The following is a 15,039-nucleotide window of genomic DNA, read 5'->3' as shown; positions in this document are numbered from 1 at the left end:
ACGCTGCCTGCTGTACCTGGCCAACGCCAGTTTCCCACACTCACTTTTAAGGTGAACAGCATGAAAAAGTCCGTTATCTTCGCTGCTATCGTTCTCGTTTGCGCAGGTGCTGGTGCCTCTGCCCAATCCAATCCTTACAACGTACAAGGCGGAGACTCCATCGACGGTACGCTGACCGGTCCCGTTGACTACACGGGTACCGGCCATTCAGGAATAGACAAAGTTCCTGGTCTGATGGGCGTCGGCATCAAGATGTTCTACGACACTGGCTCGTCGATCAGCACGGCCGCCCAAGGCAACTTCAAGCTCAAGAAAATGCCGAACGGCTCGCCGTATTGGTCCATTGGCCGCATCGTCGATGGCACCAAGAGCGCGCAAGGCTACTACGAGAACGAGGTTTACTTCGGCTCGTGGGTCTATGACCCGGCCATCTACCAGCCCACCACGTGGGACCGCGCCCAGTTCTACACCGGCATGCAAGGCAGCGGCGATATTTCCGCCAAAAACGGCACGGTCGTCTACGACGTGCGCGGCATCAGCAACTACGTCAATGGAGCAGGCACACAGACCGATTCCTTCCTGATTGGCTCGCTGAGCGCCAACTTCACGACTGCCGTCCTCAACGGCAGCATCAGCAACGCTTCCAATAACAAAGTGATCGAGTTCACTGATGTTGGCATTCATAAATCCACGGGCGAATTCGGCACGGCATTTGGCGGCTATGTCGATGGCACGCAAGGCACTACCAATTACGTCGGCGCCACTGCCGGCCACTTCTACGGCGATGCCGCCCAGATCCTGGCTGGCTACGCTGTCTTCGCTGGAAATGACGCGCTGAACACCGCGTTCGGTGGCGCCAGCGGCAGCGCGAAGTTCGAGTAATGCGCTAACCGGTCAAAACCGGAGTAGTCATGTGCACGGGCCTGCCTGACAGGCAGCCCGTGCCTTTGTGTTCAGTCCGATTCGTGAACAGATACTGCCTTGGCCCGTACAGCCCCTCTCAACTTGCCCAGCCTTGAACGGCCCCAGCGCCACCAGATGTTGCATCTGTTGTCTGGCCTGACTCTATTTTTCTGCGCGTTTCTACCGCTGGCAAATGCCCAACCCGTCAGCGCCAATATCGAAGATGACCAGCGCCTGATCTTCGACAAGGCGCGTGCGCTGACACAGCAACGTGAACAGGCCATCCTGCCGGCGGCCGACACGGCTGAATCCTTCACGCTGAAACCGGAAGTCAACGGGTTAAGCCTGGAATACAACGGCCAGATCCTGCGCCTGGGTTATAGCGAACAAGACCTTGGCCGGGCGCTGTTCATCAGCATCAACCTGCAGCGCTGGGATGACGTGCGCACGCTGCAAAAATTCTATCTTGGCCTGCCCGAACACAAACCCGCCATGGCGGCATTTATCGAAGCCAGCCTGTTGCAGGCCGACGGCCGCTTCGCCGCTGCCAAGGAACGCTACCGTAGCGCGCTGCAGACGGACCCCGGCTTCATCCGCGCCCAGCTGGATCTGGCGCAGTTGCTGTTCCTGGACAAAGAAGACCGTGAGTCACACCAGTTCTTTTCCAGCCTGCAGGCCACGCCGCTGCCCGCCGGACTCTCACAGCGCATCACCGCCTATCTGAATGCGCTGGACCTGCGCCAGGCCTGGAACGGCTATATCTCGCTGGGTATGGTGGACAACAACAATATCAATCAAAGCAATGGCAATGAAATCTTCCAGTTAATGCCCAACCCTAAAGGGGATCCGCCCGTTTTTCTAATCATCACTCGTCTTCCCAAACCCATCCGCGCCCGAGGCCCTGCCTACGAATTCAGCGCCAACAAGAACTGGCAACTGCGCAGCCACCATTACCTGACGTTCCGCAGCAGTGCCTATGGCCAGCACTACAGCAACTACCGGGAATATTCGGACGACCACGTTTCCATCCATACGGGCTACGCCTACCAGAGCGCGCGCGACACGCTGGCCGGCCTGCTCGTGGGCGAACTGCACCGCCAGGATGCCAGCACCGATTACCGCGTCTATGGCCTGCGCGGCGAATGGGGGCACAATTTCCTGCCCAGAGCCAACCTGAGCCTGCAGGCCGAACACAAGCTGCGCCGTTACACCGATCAGAACATCGCCCAGCGCATGGACGGCCGCCAGGCATATGTCGGCCTGCAAGGCTATTACTCCTTCACCCCCAATACTTTGCTATTCGGCGGCGTGGACTTTACCCGCTTCAAAACCGACAACAGCCCGACTGACAGCTACCGCCAGAAAGGCGCGCGCCTGGGCCTGTACCAGCAATTCGGCAACAGCTTCAGCGCCACACTCATGGGCATGCAGCGCAACCGGCGCTTCGATGGACCGTTCCTGAGTGCAGAGCACTACGACAAGGAACGCATTTATATGGCCACGCTCAAGGCCGATGCCCTGGCGCTGGCCGGCTTCACCCCTGTCCTGAGTTTCAAGCACACCCGCCTGCGCAGCTCCATAGACTGGATGCTCGACTACCACCAGAACGAAGTCTCCCTGAAATTCGAAAAACAATTCTGACCGTCATGAAGACCTGCTCCTATTTCCCCATCCAAACCGCTGCGCCAGCGCCACGCCAGCAGATAGCCCACACGCTGCTGACGCCGCTGATTCTGTGGGCCGGCCTGCAAGCCGCACTGGTGCCAGCGCAGGCCGCCTCCAGCGCAGCACCAAGTTACCGCACATTAGGCATTCTCAATACAGCGCAACTGCCGGGCACTCAGCCTGGGATGCTGCTCTACAGCCAGGGCAAGCTGTATGGCAGCGTGATCAACGGCGGCAAGGAAGGCAAGGCCTTTTTGCAGCGCTGGGGGCGTCTCTTCGTCGGCACGGCAGCGCCTGCAGCCGCCTTTCAGACCCTTGATGCCAGCGATATCCAGGGCCAGGATCTCGGCCGCGGCGCCATGCTGGAGTATGTCAGCCCTGCGACAGGTACGATTTATGGCTGGCGGCCCTATCAGCGGCCGCTGGACAATCAGCTGGAATGGAGCCGGCCAGAACAACGCAGCGCCATCCTGAAGTGGACACCCGGGCAACCCGCCCCTGACGTACTGGAAGTCGATAATGCGCTGGAGTTCTCGCCCCATTATCAAGTGGGGGGATTGGAACTTGGGGCGTTTGGCACCACCTGGACAGAGGATCCGCAGGGAAATTTATATATTCCAGCTTGGAATTCCGGACTCTACTATTTCAGCAATACCAATGACCTCAGCATTGTGTTCCAACCGAAACGCTCGACGGATAAACCAACCGTTCCCGATTCTTCAACTGGTCCTGCCTTACCAATACAAATCAACCCCATTCCTCCCGGTATTACCTGCACATACCGAGCCTTCAACAACACAATGCAATGCCGAGATCAGAGTGGCCTTCGTGTAAACGACACTCTCTACTATCGCTATCCAGATAGCTCTGAGCCAGTCGTTACCTACGAATACTGGCCCAACGGCAGCAATACCCACGCTGTCATTCACAGCTCAGACCATGGCGGGACGCTTTATGTGCTGGTGGGCGGGGGCAACACTTATACTGCCTTCAACTCTGAAACCGTTAACTCAGCAACAAAATGGGTAGGCACTTACCCCAACGCCAGCATCCCCATGGATGATTCCGCTGGCGCTGCCATCCTGGCGGTTCGCACCTCGGAACTGAACGGCACCGATGCGCCGCCCATCACTTTCCTGCAAAGCCTGGCGCGCGCCCGTGATGGCCAGACAGTATTCGAATCCAGCGGATTAGCAACACCTGCCCCTAATGGCATGGTCGAAGTCGGCAGCTATCTGTACGGCACGACAGATAAAGTGCTTTGGCGCTACAACAAAGCCGAGGGCCCTGGCGGAACAATTGAACATGTCCATGTGTTCAATACCGCTGCGTCCGATGGCAGCATCACGGGCGACCTGAACACCAACACCTTCCGCCCCTACGGCCCCATGGTTCTAGCCAAGGATGGCTGGCTCTACGGGACGGCGGCCAATCGCGTGGCCAATGCCAGGAATACGGAAACCGGCGAACTAGGCTCAGTGAAAGACTACGGCACCATCTTCCGGGTCAAACCCGGCCACACCACGACAGAAGAAGATGGGGCCAGTTTCGAAATCGTGCACCGCATGGCCATTCTGGCAGGCACGCACCCAATAGGCCTGAGCAGCGGCCCCGTCACGACCCAGGCGGACGGCAGGCATATCCATACCCTGCTGGGCGCCAACCGCTGGGGGGGCTACGCACGCTCGGGCGGCGGCGACGATATCGACCCCAGCCGCTACACACCCGGCAGTGAACGCGGCGGCGGCTCCTTCTTTGCCCTGGATCTCACGATTCCGGCCATGCTGACGCTGAACCCGGCCAGCATTCAGGCCGGACAACGCGCCGAGCTAAGCTGGAGCACAAACAGCCTAAGTTGCCAGGCCCGCAGCAGCGACGGTAGCTTTACCGGCGCCCAGGGGGTATCAGGCAAACTGCAGTTGCAACCGGCACAGAATGGCCGCTACACCTACGAGCTGGACTGCCGCGACGCCCAAGGCCGTGTCTTTGGTGATGCCGTGACCTTGCAGGTTGGCGACGCGCAGGAAGAAAAGCCTGGCCCCAGTGACGATAACGATGAGGGGGGCGGCTCCGGCGGCGGGCCGCTAGGCTGGCCTCTGGGACTGGCGCTGCTTGCGCTGATGGCCAGCCGAAAAACGGGCAGCAAAGCGGCCCATCATTCAGCCGGCCATTCCCGGAAACGCTGAACCCCTAGTTGCCAAGACCGCGCAAGTGCATGCCGTGGATCAGCCATGCACTTGCGCCTAGGCGGCCTGAGGCGCGACATTTTCAGCACGCCTGGCCTTGGCAGGAACCGCCAGGCCGCGCATGCTGTGTTTATCGCCAACCCGCCTGTTTATCATGATGTTGCCCGCCCCCTCCCCGCAGCGCATGCGCTGTCCTGCCCGCTCTTGCCGCAGCGGCCAATCCGGCACTATACGCGGCGCCACGCGGATACGGTCCGCGCCTTATCCTGGCAGCCCGCTGGCAGCTTCAGCCCTGATTCCGGAAAAGCCATCGCGCACGGATTCGGATGGTCACTGGAAAGATGCCTTGGAAACCTGGCTGCAACCCTGCACGGCCCTGTTCTGGCCTGATTTCCATGCCTTGATCGACTGGCGTATCGCACCGGTATTTCTGGACAAGGAATTGCGCCGTATCGGCGGTAGCCTTCACCGTGACCGGCTCTATGTGGACAAACTCGCGCAACTGCAGACCCGCGATGGCCCTCTGCTGCTATTGATGCACACGGAAGTCCAGGCCCGCCTGGACCAGGATTTTCCGGCACGCATGTTCCGCTACTACAGCAGGCTGGCCGCGCATTACCCCAGGCATGACATTGTGCAGTTTGCCATTGTCACCAAGAGCAAGAATTCAAGAAAAATCTGTCGTTTGGAACACAGTTATGCCCCATTGACCGGCAATTTTCTGACCCTCCGCTACACCGCCCCGGTGATACATTTACAGGACTGGGCCGGGCAGGAAAAGGGGTTGCAGGAACAAGCCCGGCGCAATCCTTTTGCCATGATTATTCTGGCAGAACTGCAGGCCGCCGCGCGCCCCCTTTCTGCCCGCAGAAAACTGCATGAAAAAATCCAGCTGGTACGCCAGCTTTATCAGCTGGACTATACGGAAACCGATATACGGCAATTATTCCTGTTCATCGACCATGCTCTGCGGCTGCCTACCGAACAGGACCAGGCTTTCACCCTCACCCTGGAACAACTGGAACAGGAGCAAAAAGTGGCATATATCTCAAGCGTTGAACGTGTCTGGCTGCGCAGGGGCCTGGAGCAAGGGATTGAACAAGGACTGGAGCAAGGGCTAGAACAAGGCCTATCTCAAACGCTTGCCGCCCTGCTGCATCAACGCTTTGGCCGCCTGCCTGCGGAATTGCAGCAGCGCCTGGAACAGGCATCGGCAGAACAATTGCGGCATTGGCTGTTATCCGTTATCCAGGCAGATTCCCCGCAAGCAGTCTTTAATAGCTAAGCGTAATCGCTAAGCGCCTCCGGCCTGCCATCATCTTGCGCTTAGCGCAAACGCAGCAGCACGGCGTTGCGCGCAACATCCGGCTCAAGCCGCACCGGCAGAATCAAGGGTAACGCCGCCAGCAAGGCTTGTGGGTCATCCGCGCGCAAACGCGCGGTCAGCCGCAATTTCCCTACGCGCGGGTCTGCGCTTTTCAAAGGCCGGGATAAATACGCATTCAGCGCCGGCAGGGCTTCCTGCAAGGGCGTATTGTCAAAAACCAGCCAGCCATCGCGCCAGCTATCCGCCGCCCCGCCAGGCATCACCGTGCCACGAACCACGCGGGGGGATTGGTCGGGATGGACCGTCAATTGATCGCCCGCGTACAAATCCACCTTCTGACTTTTCCGCCATCCCTCCGGCCGCCAGCGCACATGCCCTTGTGAGACGCTGATCTGCACGCTTTCCCCCCGGTCGGAGATAGTGAATACCGTACCGACGACCTCAACCTCGCCTATGCGCAAAGGCACAACAAAAGGCCGCTGCGCATCCGGCATCACATCAAAGCGGACCCGCCCCCGCTGCAAGGCAACTTCACGTTTGCCGGGGTACAGCTCCGCCAGCACTTCACTGTCCGCATCCAGGTGCAACTGGCTGCCATCGGGCAATTCCAGCGCCAACGTTTCCGCAATACGGGACCGGTAACGGCGGCTGAATTCCCGTTGGGAACGCTGCCAGGCCCAGGTGGCCGCTCCGCCCAGCAGCCCTGCCGCCGCCAGCGCCAGAAATTTCCGGCGTCCGGGCTGCTCTGATACCGCGGCGAACATCAAACCCGCAGGGATAGTACGGCGCGGCGCCGGTTCCGCGAACTGATCCCGCAAATCAGTACCGAGACGGCCCAGCATATTCCAGCGCCGCAATGCCTCGGCATGCGCCATGGCGTGCCTTTCCGAGCGCAGCACCCACCGTTCCAGTTCCTGTTGAGCCATCTGGGCTTCATCATCGGGTGCAACAGCGACGGTCGCAATCAAGCGCAAGGCATGCGTGATCATGCGCTCGGACGGTGCCACCGGGCGGGGATTCGTCAGACTCATGCCTGACCTTGCCCGGACAAGCGCGTGCCGCAACAGCCATGCAGACAGCCGTCACGGCCACGGAAACGGCCACAGAAACGGCAACAGGACGGAGCAAGCTGCGGCAGCATCGTCAACATTGGGCGCCTAGCATTCCGGTCCGGCCAGATCCCGCAAATCGGCCAAGGCTGTCGCGCAATCCAGTGTCGCCCGCACAACGTGCTTGGCCACCGCCGCTTCGGTAATGGCCAGCCGCTGCGCGATTTCCGTACGTGAATAGCCATAGACACGGAACAGGATATAGACGTCCCGGCGGCGCCCGGGCAGATCTTCCAGCTTGGCAACGACTTTTTCCATCAGCTGGCGATACATGACGACGGTCTCCGCGGAAGGCGCGTGGCAAGGCTGCGCTTCCGCCGCAGCCAGGCTGGCTTCCAGATAATCCTGTTGATGTTTGCGTTGCCGGATGAAATCAATGACGATGTTATGCGCCGTGTGAAACAACAGCGCCTGCGGCGACTCGATAGCCGCCGCCCCCTCACGCATCATCTTGGCATAGACTTTCTCGAAACTATGCTGCGCAATGTCATCAGCCGTATGCGGATCCCTCAGCTCGCGCGTCAGGTGCCTGCACAATTTGTTGTAGCAGGCCAGCAATTCTTCCACGACGTTGTTCATCTGGTGCCCACGATACGCCAGTACCGCCACGAAAAAAATGGATGGAGCGGCAGAAAACCTGCAATTGCCGGCATACGCTTCTGAACTAGCTGACCATGCTCTGGGCAGCCGCCATAGCGCCAAGACTTATGATAATCATTATCATATCAGACATAAGCATCGCCGATTTTGAGATATTTCTCAACCTTTTTCTATCCCGCCGCCCGCCGCACCGGCTCCCTCAGTCTTCCGGCACATAGATCATGCGCCCATCCTCCAGCCGATAGGTGGTACCGGCGCGCATCCCCTGCCCCTCCCCCATTTGGCCTGAGGACTCATAATGCTGCAGCTCCTGGCCGTTCTTGATGGTGATGCGCATATCGGCCTCTCCCGGATTTTCAACGACCACGACCTTGTCATGGGCATAAGGGTTGAGCGGATTGCTGGCAATCACCACCATCAGCACACCGATCACCACCAGAAACAGGTCTATCAAATTCACGACCGACAGAATCGGGTCGTCAGCCTCATCGGATTCCAGAAAACGCATTCACCGCTCCTTGCGCACGGCCATCACCGCCGCAGCGGCAATGCCATGACCCGCATTCTGAGCCTGGCCTTTCTCGATGGCACGCAGCTCTTCCAACAGCCAGCGGCGGCGTACTGTCAGCACAAAAAAAGCAATGCTGGCGCCAGCCAGCGCCAGGATCACAGCGGCAAAAGACACCACCATATTCTGTCCTACCGCTGCCGTGTCGCCCTTGCCCAAGGCCAGCAAAGCCGGCCCCATGGGGATCATGGTAGCGATCAGCCCCAGCATAGGCGCCACACGCGACACCATGCGCAGCCACTCCAGGCGTTTCATGATCCACAGTTCCATATCATCTGCCGCCCAGTGCCCTTGCTGCGCCAGCCACAGGCCGCGCAGCAAGGACTGATGCCTGCCGCGCCAGCGGGCCAGGCATTCGGCACCAAAACCACCCAATGCATACAAGGCATAAGCCAGCGCGGCAAGAATCAATACCAGTACCGGCCATAACAGAATCCGGGAGAGTTCATACAGGCCTGTTTCCAGGCTATGCGCACCTATCATTTGCTTCCGCTTCCTTTTGTCTTTCCTGAAAATACCGGTTTTGAGCCGGGGGCCAAGCCGCTGCCTGCCAAGAGAACCGCCCGTTGATTGCCTCGCCAATATTGGCCAGCACCGGCCGCCAGCAAAAGCACTAGCAGCAGGGCCAGGCCAATATGCCGCCAGGGATCGTCCTCCCCCGGCGCATCATCCTGGTGCCGCAGCAGCTCCTGCCCGGCCACGTTTTCCAGTGGCCGGCTGCTGGCTGGCGCATCGTGCGCCGGCTGCGCAGGCGCCTCGAATCCTTCCGGTGCCTCAGGCGCGTCCGCCTGCGAGGCAGGCGGCGCTGTCATCGCATCCGGTGCTGCCGCCCCATTCTGCAAGCCATACCCGGCCACCATGGCATCCAGATAGGCCCGCGTCACGGCAGCGCCTGCCTTTACCTGGAAATCGCGTTGCAACTCCTGCCAGCGCTGCGCCATTTTTTGGCGCGTCTCCGGCGGCGCATCCCAGTACCCCCTGCGGACCGCTTCGGCCATGCGTTCCAGCATCTGTCCCTGAGCATGGGGGTTATCACGCTCGAACCAGGCCTGCATGCCCAGTTCCCGGGTATCTGCCACGTAGGTATCGAACATGGCCTGCCATTGATCTGCCCGCACGGTGGAGGCATCCATGGCCTGCCAGCCGTACAGATTATTGGTGGCCTCCAGCACGGATAAGGTGCCCGCATAGCCCTCTGCCTGCATGCCCTGGATCCAGGCCGGATTGAGATAACGCACCCGCATTTCATCCGAGAGAAAACGCTGCAAGCTGGTGGTGCGCGGCTGGCCTTGACGCAGATCGGATACCAGCAAGGCGGGCGCGCTGCCATCCAGGTGGCGGATGGCAGCAGACAAACCTCCCATAAACTCAAAAGGATGATCCGTGGATAACACGCCATGCAAATGCGAGGAACGCGACATCACTACCGCCTGCACCCCCGACAGCTGGGTTTCCAGCACTTTTTTGCCGCTGCGGTTCTCGCCCCATGCCGTTGCGCCATAGGCGTACTGGCTGCTATTGAGAAACTGCGCGGACAATGCCGCTTCGTCCTCCCAGGCGTCTGCCTGCAGGGTCAAATGCGGCACGCCTGTCCCGTAGGCGCCCGGCGCATTGCCGAAAATACGCTGACGCGCCCCTTGCTGCGCCTCGGCTGGCGCAATTCCGGCATCACGCAGCATCCGCTCGGCCAGAAGCGTGTTGGCGGCCACCGCATTGTCAGGCTCTTCCAGCTGCGCCAGCCGCTCTATGGCCTCGGCCAGCAGCCGCATGAATCCGTCAAACTGGTCCCGGTAAACGCCCGTCACCTGAACCACCACATCCACTCGCGGACGGCCCAATTCACTGGCCGGAATAATTTCCAGGGCTTCCACCCTGCCGCCGCGCCCCCAGACGGGCCGCAAACCCAGCGCATGCAATACCTGGGCCTCCGTCACGCCGAGATGACGAATCGCCTCTGACGACCATAAACTGAACGCCAGCTTGCGCGGCACTGCGCCATCATGGCTGTCGGCATAGGCTTGCAGCAATTGCGCATAGGCCGCCTGCCCCGCTTCGTAAGCCGCCGGGCTGGGAATGCGATCCGCCTCGAAGGCATACAGATTGCGGCCGCTGGCGATATCCGGGTTACGCAGCGGGTCGCCGCCAGCCCCCGGCAGCACAAAACGGCCAGCCAGACCGGCCAGCAAAGCTTCGATTTCCTGAGTATCCGCCAGGCCGGCATCCAGTTGCCGCGCCCGTTCCATCTGCGCACGCAGTGCCGGGCTCAGCGATGCCATTGTCATGGTTTCGCCGTCCTGCGCGTCCGCCTGCCCATCGGCAGCTGAACGCAAAGAAGTCTGCAACAGCCGGTAAGGCCGGGATTGCTGCAAGGTTGCCGCCGAATCCGCCCCAGCTGCCAGCGGCGGCTCCTGCCCGGCAGCGCCGGCATCCAGAGCAGCCTGCGCCTGGAGCGCCTCCGGTGCCGTGCCGGGCATCCATTGGGCCGCCGCATGGCCTTGCGTCAGCCATTCATCATCCGTCATCCCCGCCGCTTGATAAAAAGGCTCTCCCAACTGCTGCATGACCGTCATCAGCCTGTGCTCGGGCGCCGCCGGTTCGCCAAAGGTATGCAGACCCAGCGGCATGGCGGCGCGCGCCAGTTCATGCAAATGATCATGCAGCGCCTGCACGAAATCCTCAAAGCGCAAACGCGCATCCTCAGTTTCCCAGCCCAGATCCGCCAGCATGTGGTTGGCCTGTGCCGCCGCCAGTATCCTGTCACGGGCCACCGACTGCGCAGCCCCCTCATCGAGCTGCTGGTATTCGTGAATCAATTGGTGCAGATCTGCCAGCGTGTCATACAGCCCGGCGGGCGCAAAAGGCGGCGTCTGATGACTGATCGTGACAGCACGGCCACGGCGCTTGGCCTGCATGGCCTCGCCAACGTTATCCTGAAGATAGGGGTAAAACACCGGCACATCCCCGACCGCAAGAAAAGGAAAATCGGTCGCGGCCAGGCCTCTGTCCTTGCCTGGCAGCCACTCCTGCGTCCCGTGTGTTCCCATATGGATCAGGGCATGCACACCCAGCTTCTGGCGCAGATACAGATAGGCGGCCAGATACAGGTGATCCGGCGCGCTGGCCGTATCGTGATAATGCTGCCCCATCTCCGCCGCGCGCGGCATCTGCGGCAGCACCGTCAGATGGCCCAGCTGCAAGCGCGGAATCACGAACACAGCTTCGCCGCCAATCTCGCGTACCGCCCAATGCTTGCCAGGATCGCCCCAATGCGCCAATGCCTGGCGCTGCGCGGCAGGCAGGCGGCGCAGCCATTGCCGGTACGCCTGCACCGGATAGACATCTGCCAAGTCATGCTGCAACAATGTCTCCAGCGCTTCCTGTCTATACAAGGCTGCCAGCATTTCCTGCGCCTGCCGGATCAGTTCGATCTCCTCTGGCACTGTCACACGGTATCCGTGCTCGGCCAGCCCATGCGCCAAAGATACGATGCTGCGCGGCAGATTCAAATGCGAAGCCGCCAGGTTTTTCTCGCCTTGCGGATAATTCCAAAACAGCAAGGCCAGCTTTTTATCTGCCGCCGCCACCTGACGCAAAGCCACTAATCCCTGCAACTTGCCGATCAAGGCATCCGCCTGCTCGGGCAGCAATTGCTGTGCCCCCTGCACCGATTGGCGCAGAACGATCGGATCCATCATGCCCCAGCCTTCCGGCCCTGCCAGAAAAATCGCCAGCGTGCGCGGCGGCATGCCGCTAACGGCATGCTCCCAGTCGGGTTCCCCAGGTTCCTGGCGGAATGTGGCAGTTTGCAGCACAGGAATATCCAAGGCGAGAAAGTCCGCGCTACGTGCCTTGCCATCCTGCAAGTGCCCCAGATTGACCAGCGCATCGACCTGCCCCTGCCCCAGCAGCTCCGGCAGCGTCTGATGCTGGGCATCGAACCAGAATACGACGGGTATCAAGCCAGCGGCCTCGGCTTTGCTGACCAGCACATCCAGGTCATCAGTCTGTAAATCCCCCAGCGCGCCGGCATGGGTCAGAAAAGCCACCACGCCGCTGCCTGCCTGCCAGCGCGTTTGCCCCCAGGCCAGATAATCCGACAATGCCGGAAAAATTCGTGTCGATGCCGGGTGATAGAAACCGGAGGCAGGCAAGGGTTCCGGATCAGGAAACAAGGCCAGGTCCCCGCCGCTCAAAGCCGCCTGGGCATAACGGAAAAACAACTGGAAATTGCGTGTTCCGCCAGCCTCGTAGTAGGCCGCCAAACGGCGCGCTACCACGGCATCCAGCCCTGCCTGCGCGGGCGCCCCGCCCCCCACGGCCAGCCAATGGCTGTCCGGCTGGCGCAACGCCGCTCCCAGCGCGGCCTCCACCTGCGTGCGGTCCGCTGGCCGCGGCGTATCCAGCACGGCCAGCGCCGCCCCGTTCAGCCAGGCCCCGGCCATGCCTGGCGCGTGCGCCACATTCACATGCTCCAGCTGCATGCCTGCGGCCTCAGCCAGCCCTTGCAAACGTTCGAACTTTCCCTTGGGCACGAAACTATTCGTGAATACGCGCAACACAGGTAGCGGCGCTTGCGCTTCGCCCTGCACCGCCTGCACGTTATTCGCCCCAGCTTCCACGGACGGCGAGGCCGCCAGGGCGGCTGGCCCCATCATCGTGGCGGCAAACAACAAGCCGACCACCAAACCACCCATCAAGCCACCCACCAAGCCGCCACGCAAAAACACCCGCGCGCGGCGGCAGAAGGAAAACCCTGTTTTCTCCGCATCCATCATGGCGTCAGAACCTCGCGTTCATGCCCAGGTAATAGCGCCGGCCTTCATCGGCCAGCGAATAGCTGGCGGCATCTTCCGCTGCCAGCCTGCGGTCACCCAGGTTTTCCACACCGGCCTGCACGGTCAGATAACGGTTAACGGCATAATCCGCATAGACAGACCACAAGGCATAGCCCGGGCGCTCGGTACGCGTGCTGCTGCCCGTGCTGTATTGCCTGCCCACCACCTCGGCCCGCAACTTGGCTGTCCAGTCCGGCAACGGCATCCAGGCCAGCGTCGCCGCCCCGCTATGGCGCGGCCGGTCTGCCAGGATCTCACCCGTTTCGCGGTTTTTGGGATCCAGCCACATATAGTTCGTATCCAGGCGCAGTTGCCACGGCAGATCCATGCCGCCGCCCAGTTCCAGCCCCCGGATACGCGCCCTGGCCACATTCTGGTAGTACAAGCAAACGCGCCCTTTGACATCGCAGCGCTCCGCGCGCTGAGTCTCGATCAGGTTTTTCACTTCGTTCTGAAACAACATGGCGTTGGCCTGCCAGCCACCACCGTCATACTCCAGGCCTGCCTCGAAAGACACATCCGTTTCCGGCCGCAGATCAGGATTGCCCCGAATAATGCCGCGCCCGCCCATGGCGGCATAAGACTCATATTCGGGAGACAGCTGCTTCAAAGTCGGCGCCTTGAAGCCTTTGCCAACGCCGCCTTTGAAAGTCAGCGCCTCGTTCAGGTGATACAGCACATACGCGCGCGGGCTGGCTTCGCGGCCAAACTCCTCATGCCAATCCAGCCGCCCGCCCAGCACGATTTCCCATTGCTGGCCCAAACGCCATTCATCCTGCAGCAAGGCGGCGTAATGCTGCAACGCCAACCGGCCGGCCCGGTTCACGGTCGGGTCCTCCAGCTTCTCGCGATGCGCTGTTCCGCCCAAGGTCAGGGTGTGGCCGGCCCACGGGGCCAAGCGGACAGTCGCGTCCGCCACCGTATCGGCAAAGCGGTTGGGGCCGCTTGCCGTGCCGCCATCACTGCGCCAGTTCTCTCTGTGCAAGCTGGAGCGGTACACCTTCACATCCGTGCTGCCCCATTGCCAGTCCCCGCGATAGGCGGCGGAATACTGCCGCCGCCGCACACTGTCATCGGACGCATACTGCGCCGCCGCCGACCCGCGCCTGCCTTCGCGCTCCTCATTGCCCGCGCCGATACTGACATCAATGCGCTGGCGGCTATCCGGCGTCCAGCTCAAGGCAGCATTGCCGCTGCGCGACACGCTCCGGTCCAGCAGGCTCAAGCCAGGATTCGATTCATCCTCCAACGCATGACGGCGCAAGGATTCCCCCCAGACGCTCAGGCCCAGTACTCCTTCCACCAATGGCCCGCCGGCATACAGCCCGGTCTTAAACTGCCCGCCGCCCGCATCATGGCCAGGCTTCAGATAATAAGAAGACAGCGAGCCCTGCCATTCATCCGTCGCCGCCCGCGTGATCACATTCACCACGCCCCCCAAGGCTTCCGAACCATATAACGACGACAAGGGGCCGCGCACCACTTCCACCCGCTCAATCGCCTCAGTTGGCACCCAGCCCAGCTCATAATCCGAGTGGGCGATTCCCGATGAAGAAGCACTGATACGCTTGCCATCCACCATGAACAGCGTATGCGCAGGGTCCATACCGCGGATGGAAATGGCCCGCCGCCCCAGGCCTGCGCTCTGGATATTGACCCCTTCCGTGCCGCGCAAGGCATCTGCCAAATCCAGCACTGGCCGCTCGCGCAAAGCTGCGCCCTCAATGACTGTCACGCTGGCCGGCACATCCGCCAGGTTTCTCGCGCCCGCCGTTGCTGTCACCACCACTGGCGCCATGGCCGCTACCTGAGCCGGCTCTCGCGCCTGAGCGCCACTGCCCAGCAG

General features: G+C 61.1%; 10 protein-coding genes. 4 read left to right on the top strand and 6 right to left on the bottom strand.

Translation table 11 applies throughout. The features are described from left to right. Positions 1-60: 60 nt before the first annotated feature. From ACTJGZ_RS07420 to ACTJGZ_RS07405, 4 genes are all read left to right on the top strand, one after another. Positions 61-882 (top strand): hypothetical protein, encoded by an 822-nt coding sequence (locus ACTJGZ_RS07420; protein ID WP_441662302.1) that lies wholly within the window; start codon positions 61-63, stop codon positions 880-882. Positions 883-1,038: 156 nt separating this feature from the next. After that, positions 1,039-2,544: a surface lipoprotein assembly modifier gene (locus ACTJGZ_RS07415; protein ID WP_441662301.1), complete on the top strand. Its 1,506-nt coding sequence runs from the start codon at positions 1,039-1,041 to the stop codon at positions 2,542-2,544. A gap of 5 nt (positions 2,545-2,549) precedes the next feature. Next, a complete protein-coding gene (locus tag ACTJGZ_RS07410) occupies positions 2,550-4,754 on the top strand; it encodes a hypothetical protein (RefSeq protein WP_441662300.1) in 2,205 nt (734 codons plus the stop codon). Positions 4,755-5,100: 346 nt separating this feature from the next. Further along, entirely contained in the window at positions 5,101-6,039 is a 939-nt protein-coding gene (locus ACTJGZ_RS07405; RefSeq protein ID WP_441662299.1) for a hypothetical protein, read from the top strand. 41 nt (positions 6,040-6,080) lie between these two features. On the opposite strand, the gene ACTJGZ_RS07400 is transcribed toward ACTJGZ_RS07405, so the two are convergent. The 6 genes from ACTJGZ_RS07400 to ACTJGZ_RS07375 all read right to left on the bottom strand — a co-directional run. Beyond that, a complete protein-coding gene (locus ACTJGZ_RS07400) occupies positions 6,081-7,112 on the bottom strand; it encodes a FecR family protein (protein ID WP_441662298.1) in 1,032 nt (343 codons plus the stop codon). 126 nt (positions 7,113-7,238) lie between these two features. Continuing rightward, positions 7,239-7,769, bottom strand: a complete 531-nt coding sequence (locus ACTJGZ_RS07395) for an RNA polymerase sigma factor (RefSeq protein WP_441662297.1) — start codon at positions 7,767-7,769, stop codon at positions 7,239-7,241. Positions 7,770-7,989: 220 nt separating this feature from the next. After that, a complete protein-coding gene (locus tag ACTJGZ_RS07390) occupies positions 7,990-8,298 on the bottom strand; it encodes a DUF2149 domain-containing protein (RefSeq protein WP_441662296.1) in 309 nt (102 codons plus the stop codon). Then, on the bottom strand, positions 8,299-8,841 hold the full coding sequence (locus ACTJGZ_RS07385; protein ID WP_441662295.1) for a MotA/TolQ/ExbB proton channel family protein: 543 nt from the start codon (positions 8,839-8,841) through the stop codon (positions 8,299-8,301). Beyond that, entirely contained in the window at positions 8,838-13,133 is a 4,296-nt protein-coding gene (locus ACTJGZ_RS07380; protein ID WP_441662294.1) for a cobaltochelatase subunit CobN, read from the bottom strand. The genes ACTJGZ_RS07385 and ACTJGZ_RS07380 overlap by 4 nt, the downstream gene beginning before the upstream one ends. Before the next feature lie 4 nt (positions 13,134-13,137). Continuing rightward, positions 13,138-15,039, bottom strand: a 1,902-nt coding sequence (locus ACTJGZ_RS07375) for a TonB-dependent receptor domain-containing protein (RefSeq protein WP_441662293.1), incomplete at its 5' end; no start/stop codon positions are given.

It is taken from the genome of Kerstersia sp., from assembly GCF_052103615.1.
In the GTDB taxonomy this organism is placed as follows: domain Bacteria; phylum Pseudomonadota; class Gammaproteobacteria; order Burkholderiales; family Burkholderiaceae_B; genus Kerstersia.
This window is presented reverse-complemented; position numbering and strand designations above follow the sequence as displayed.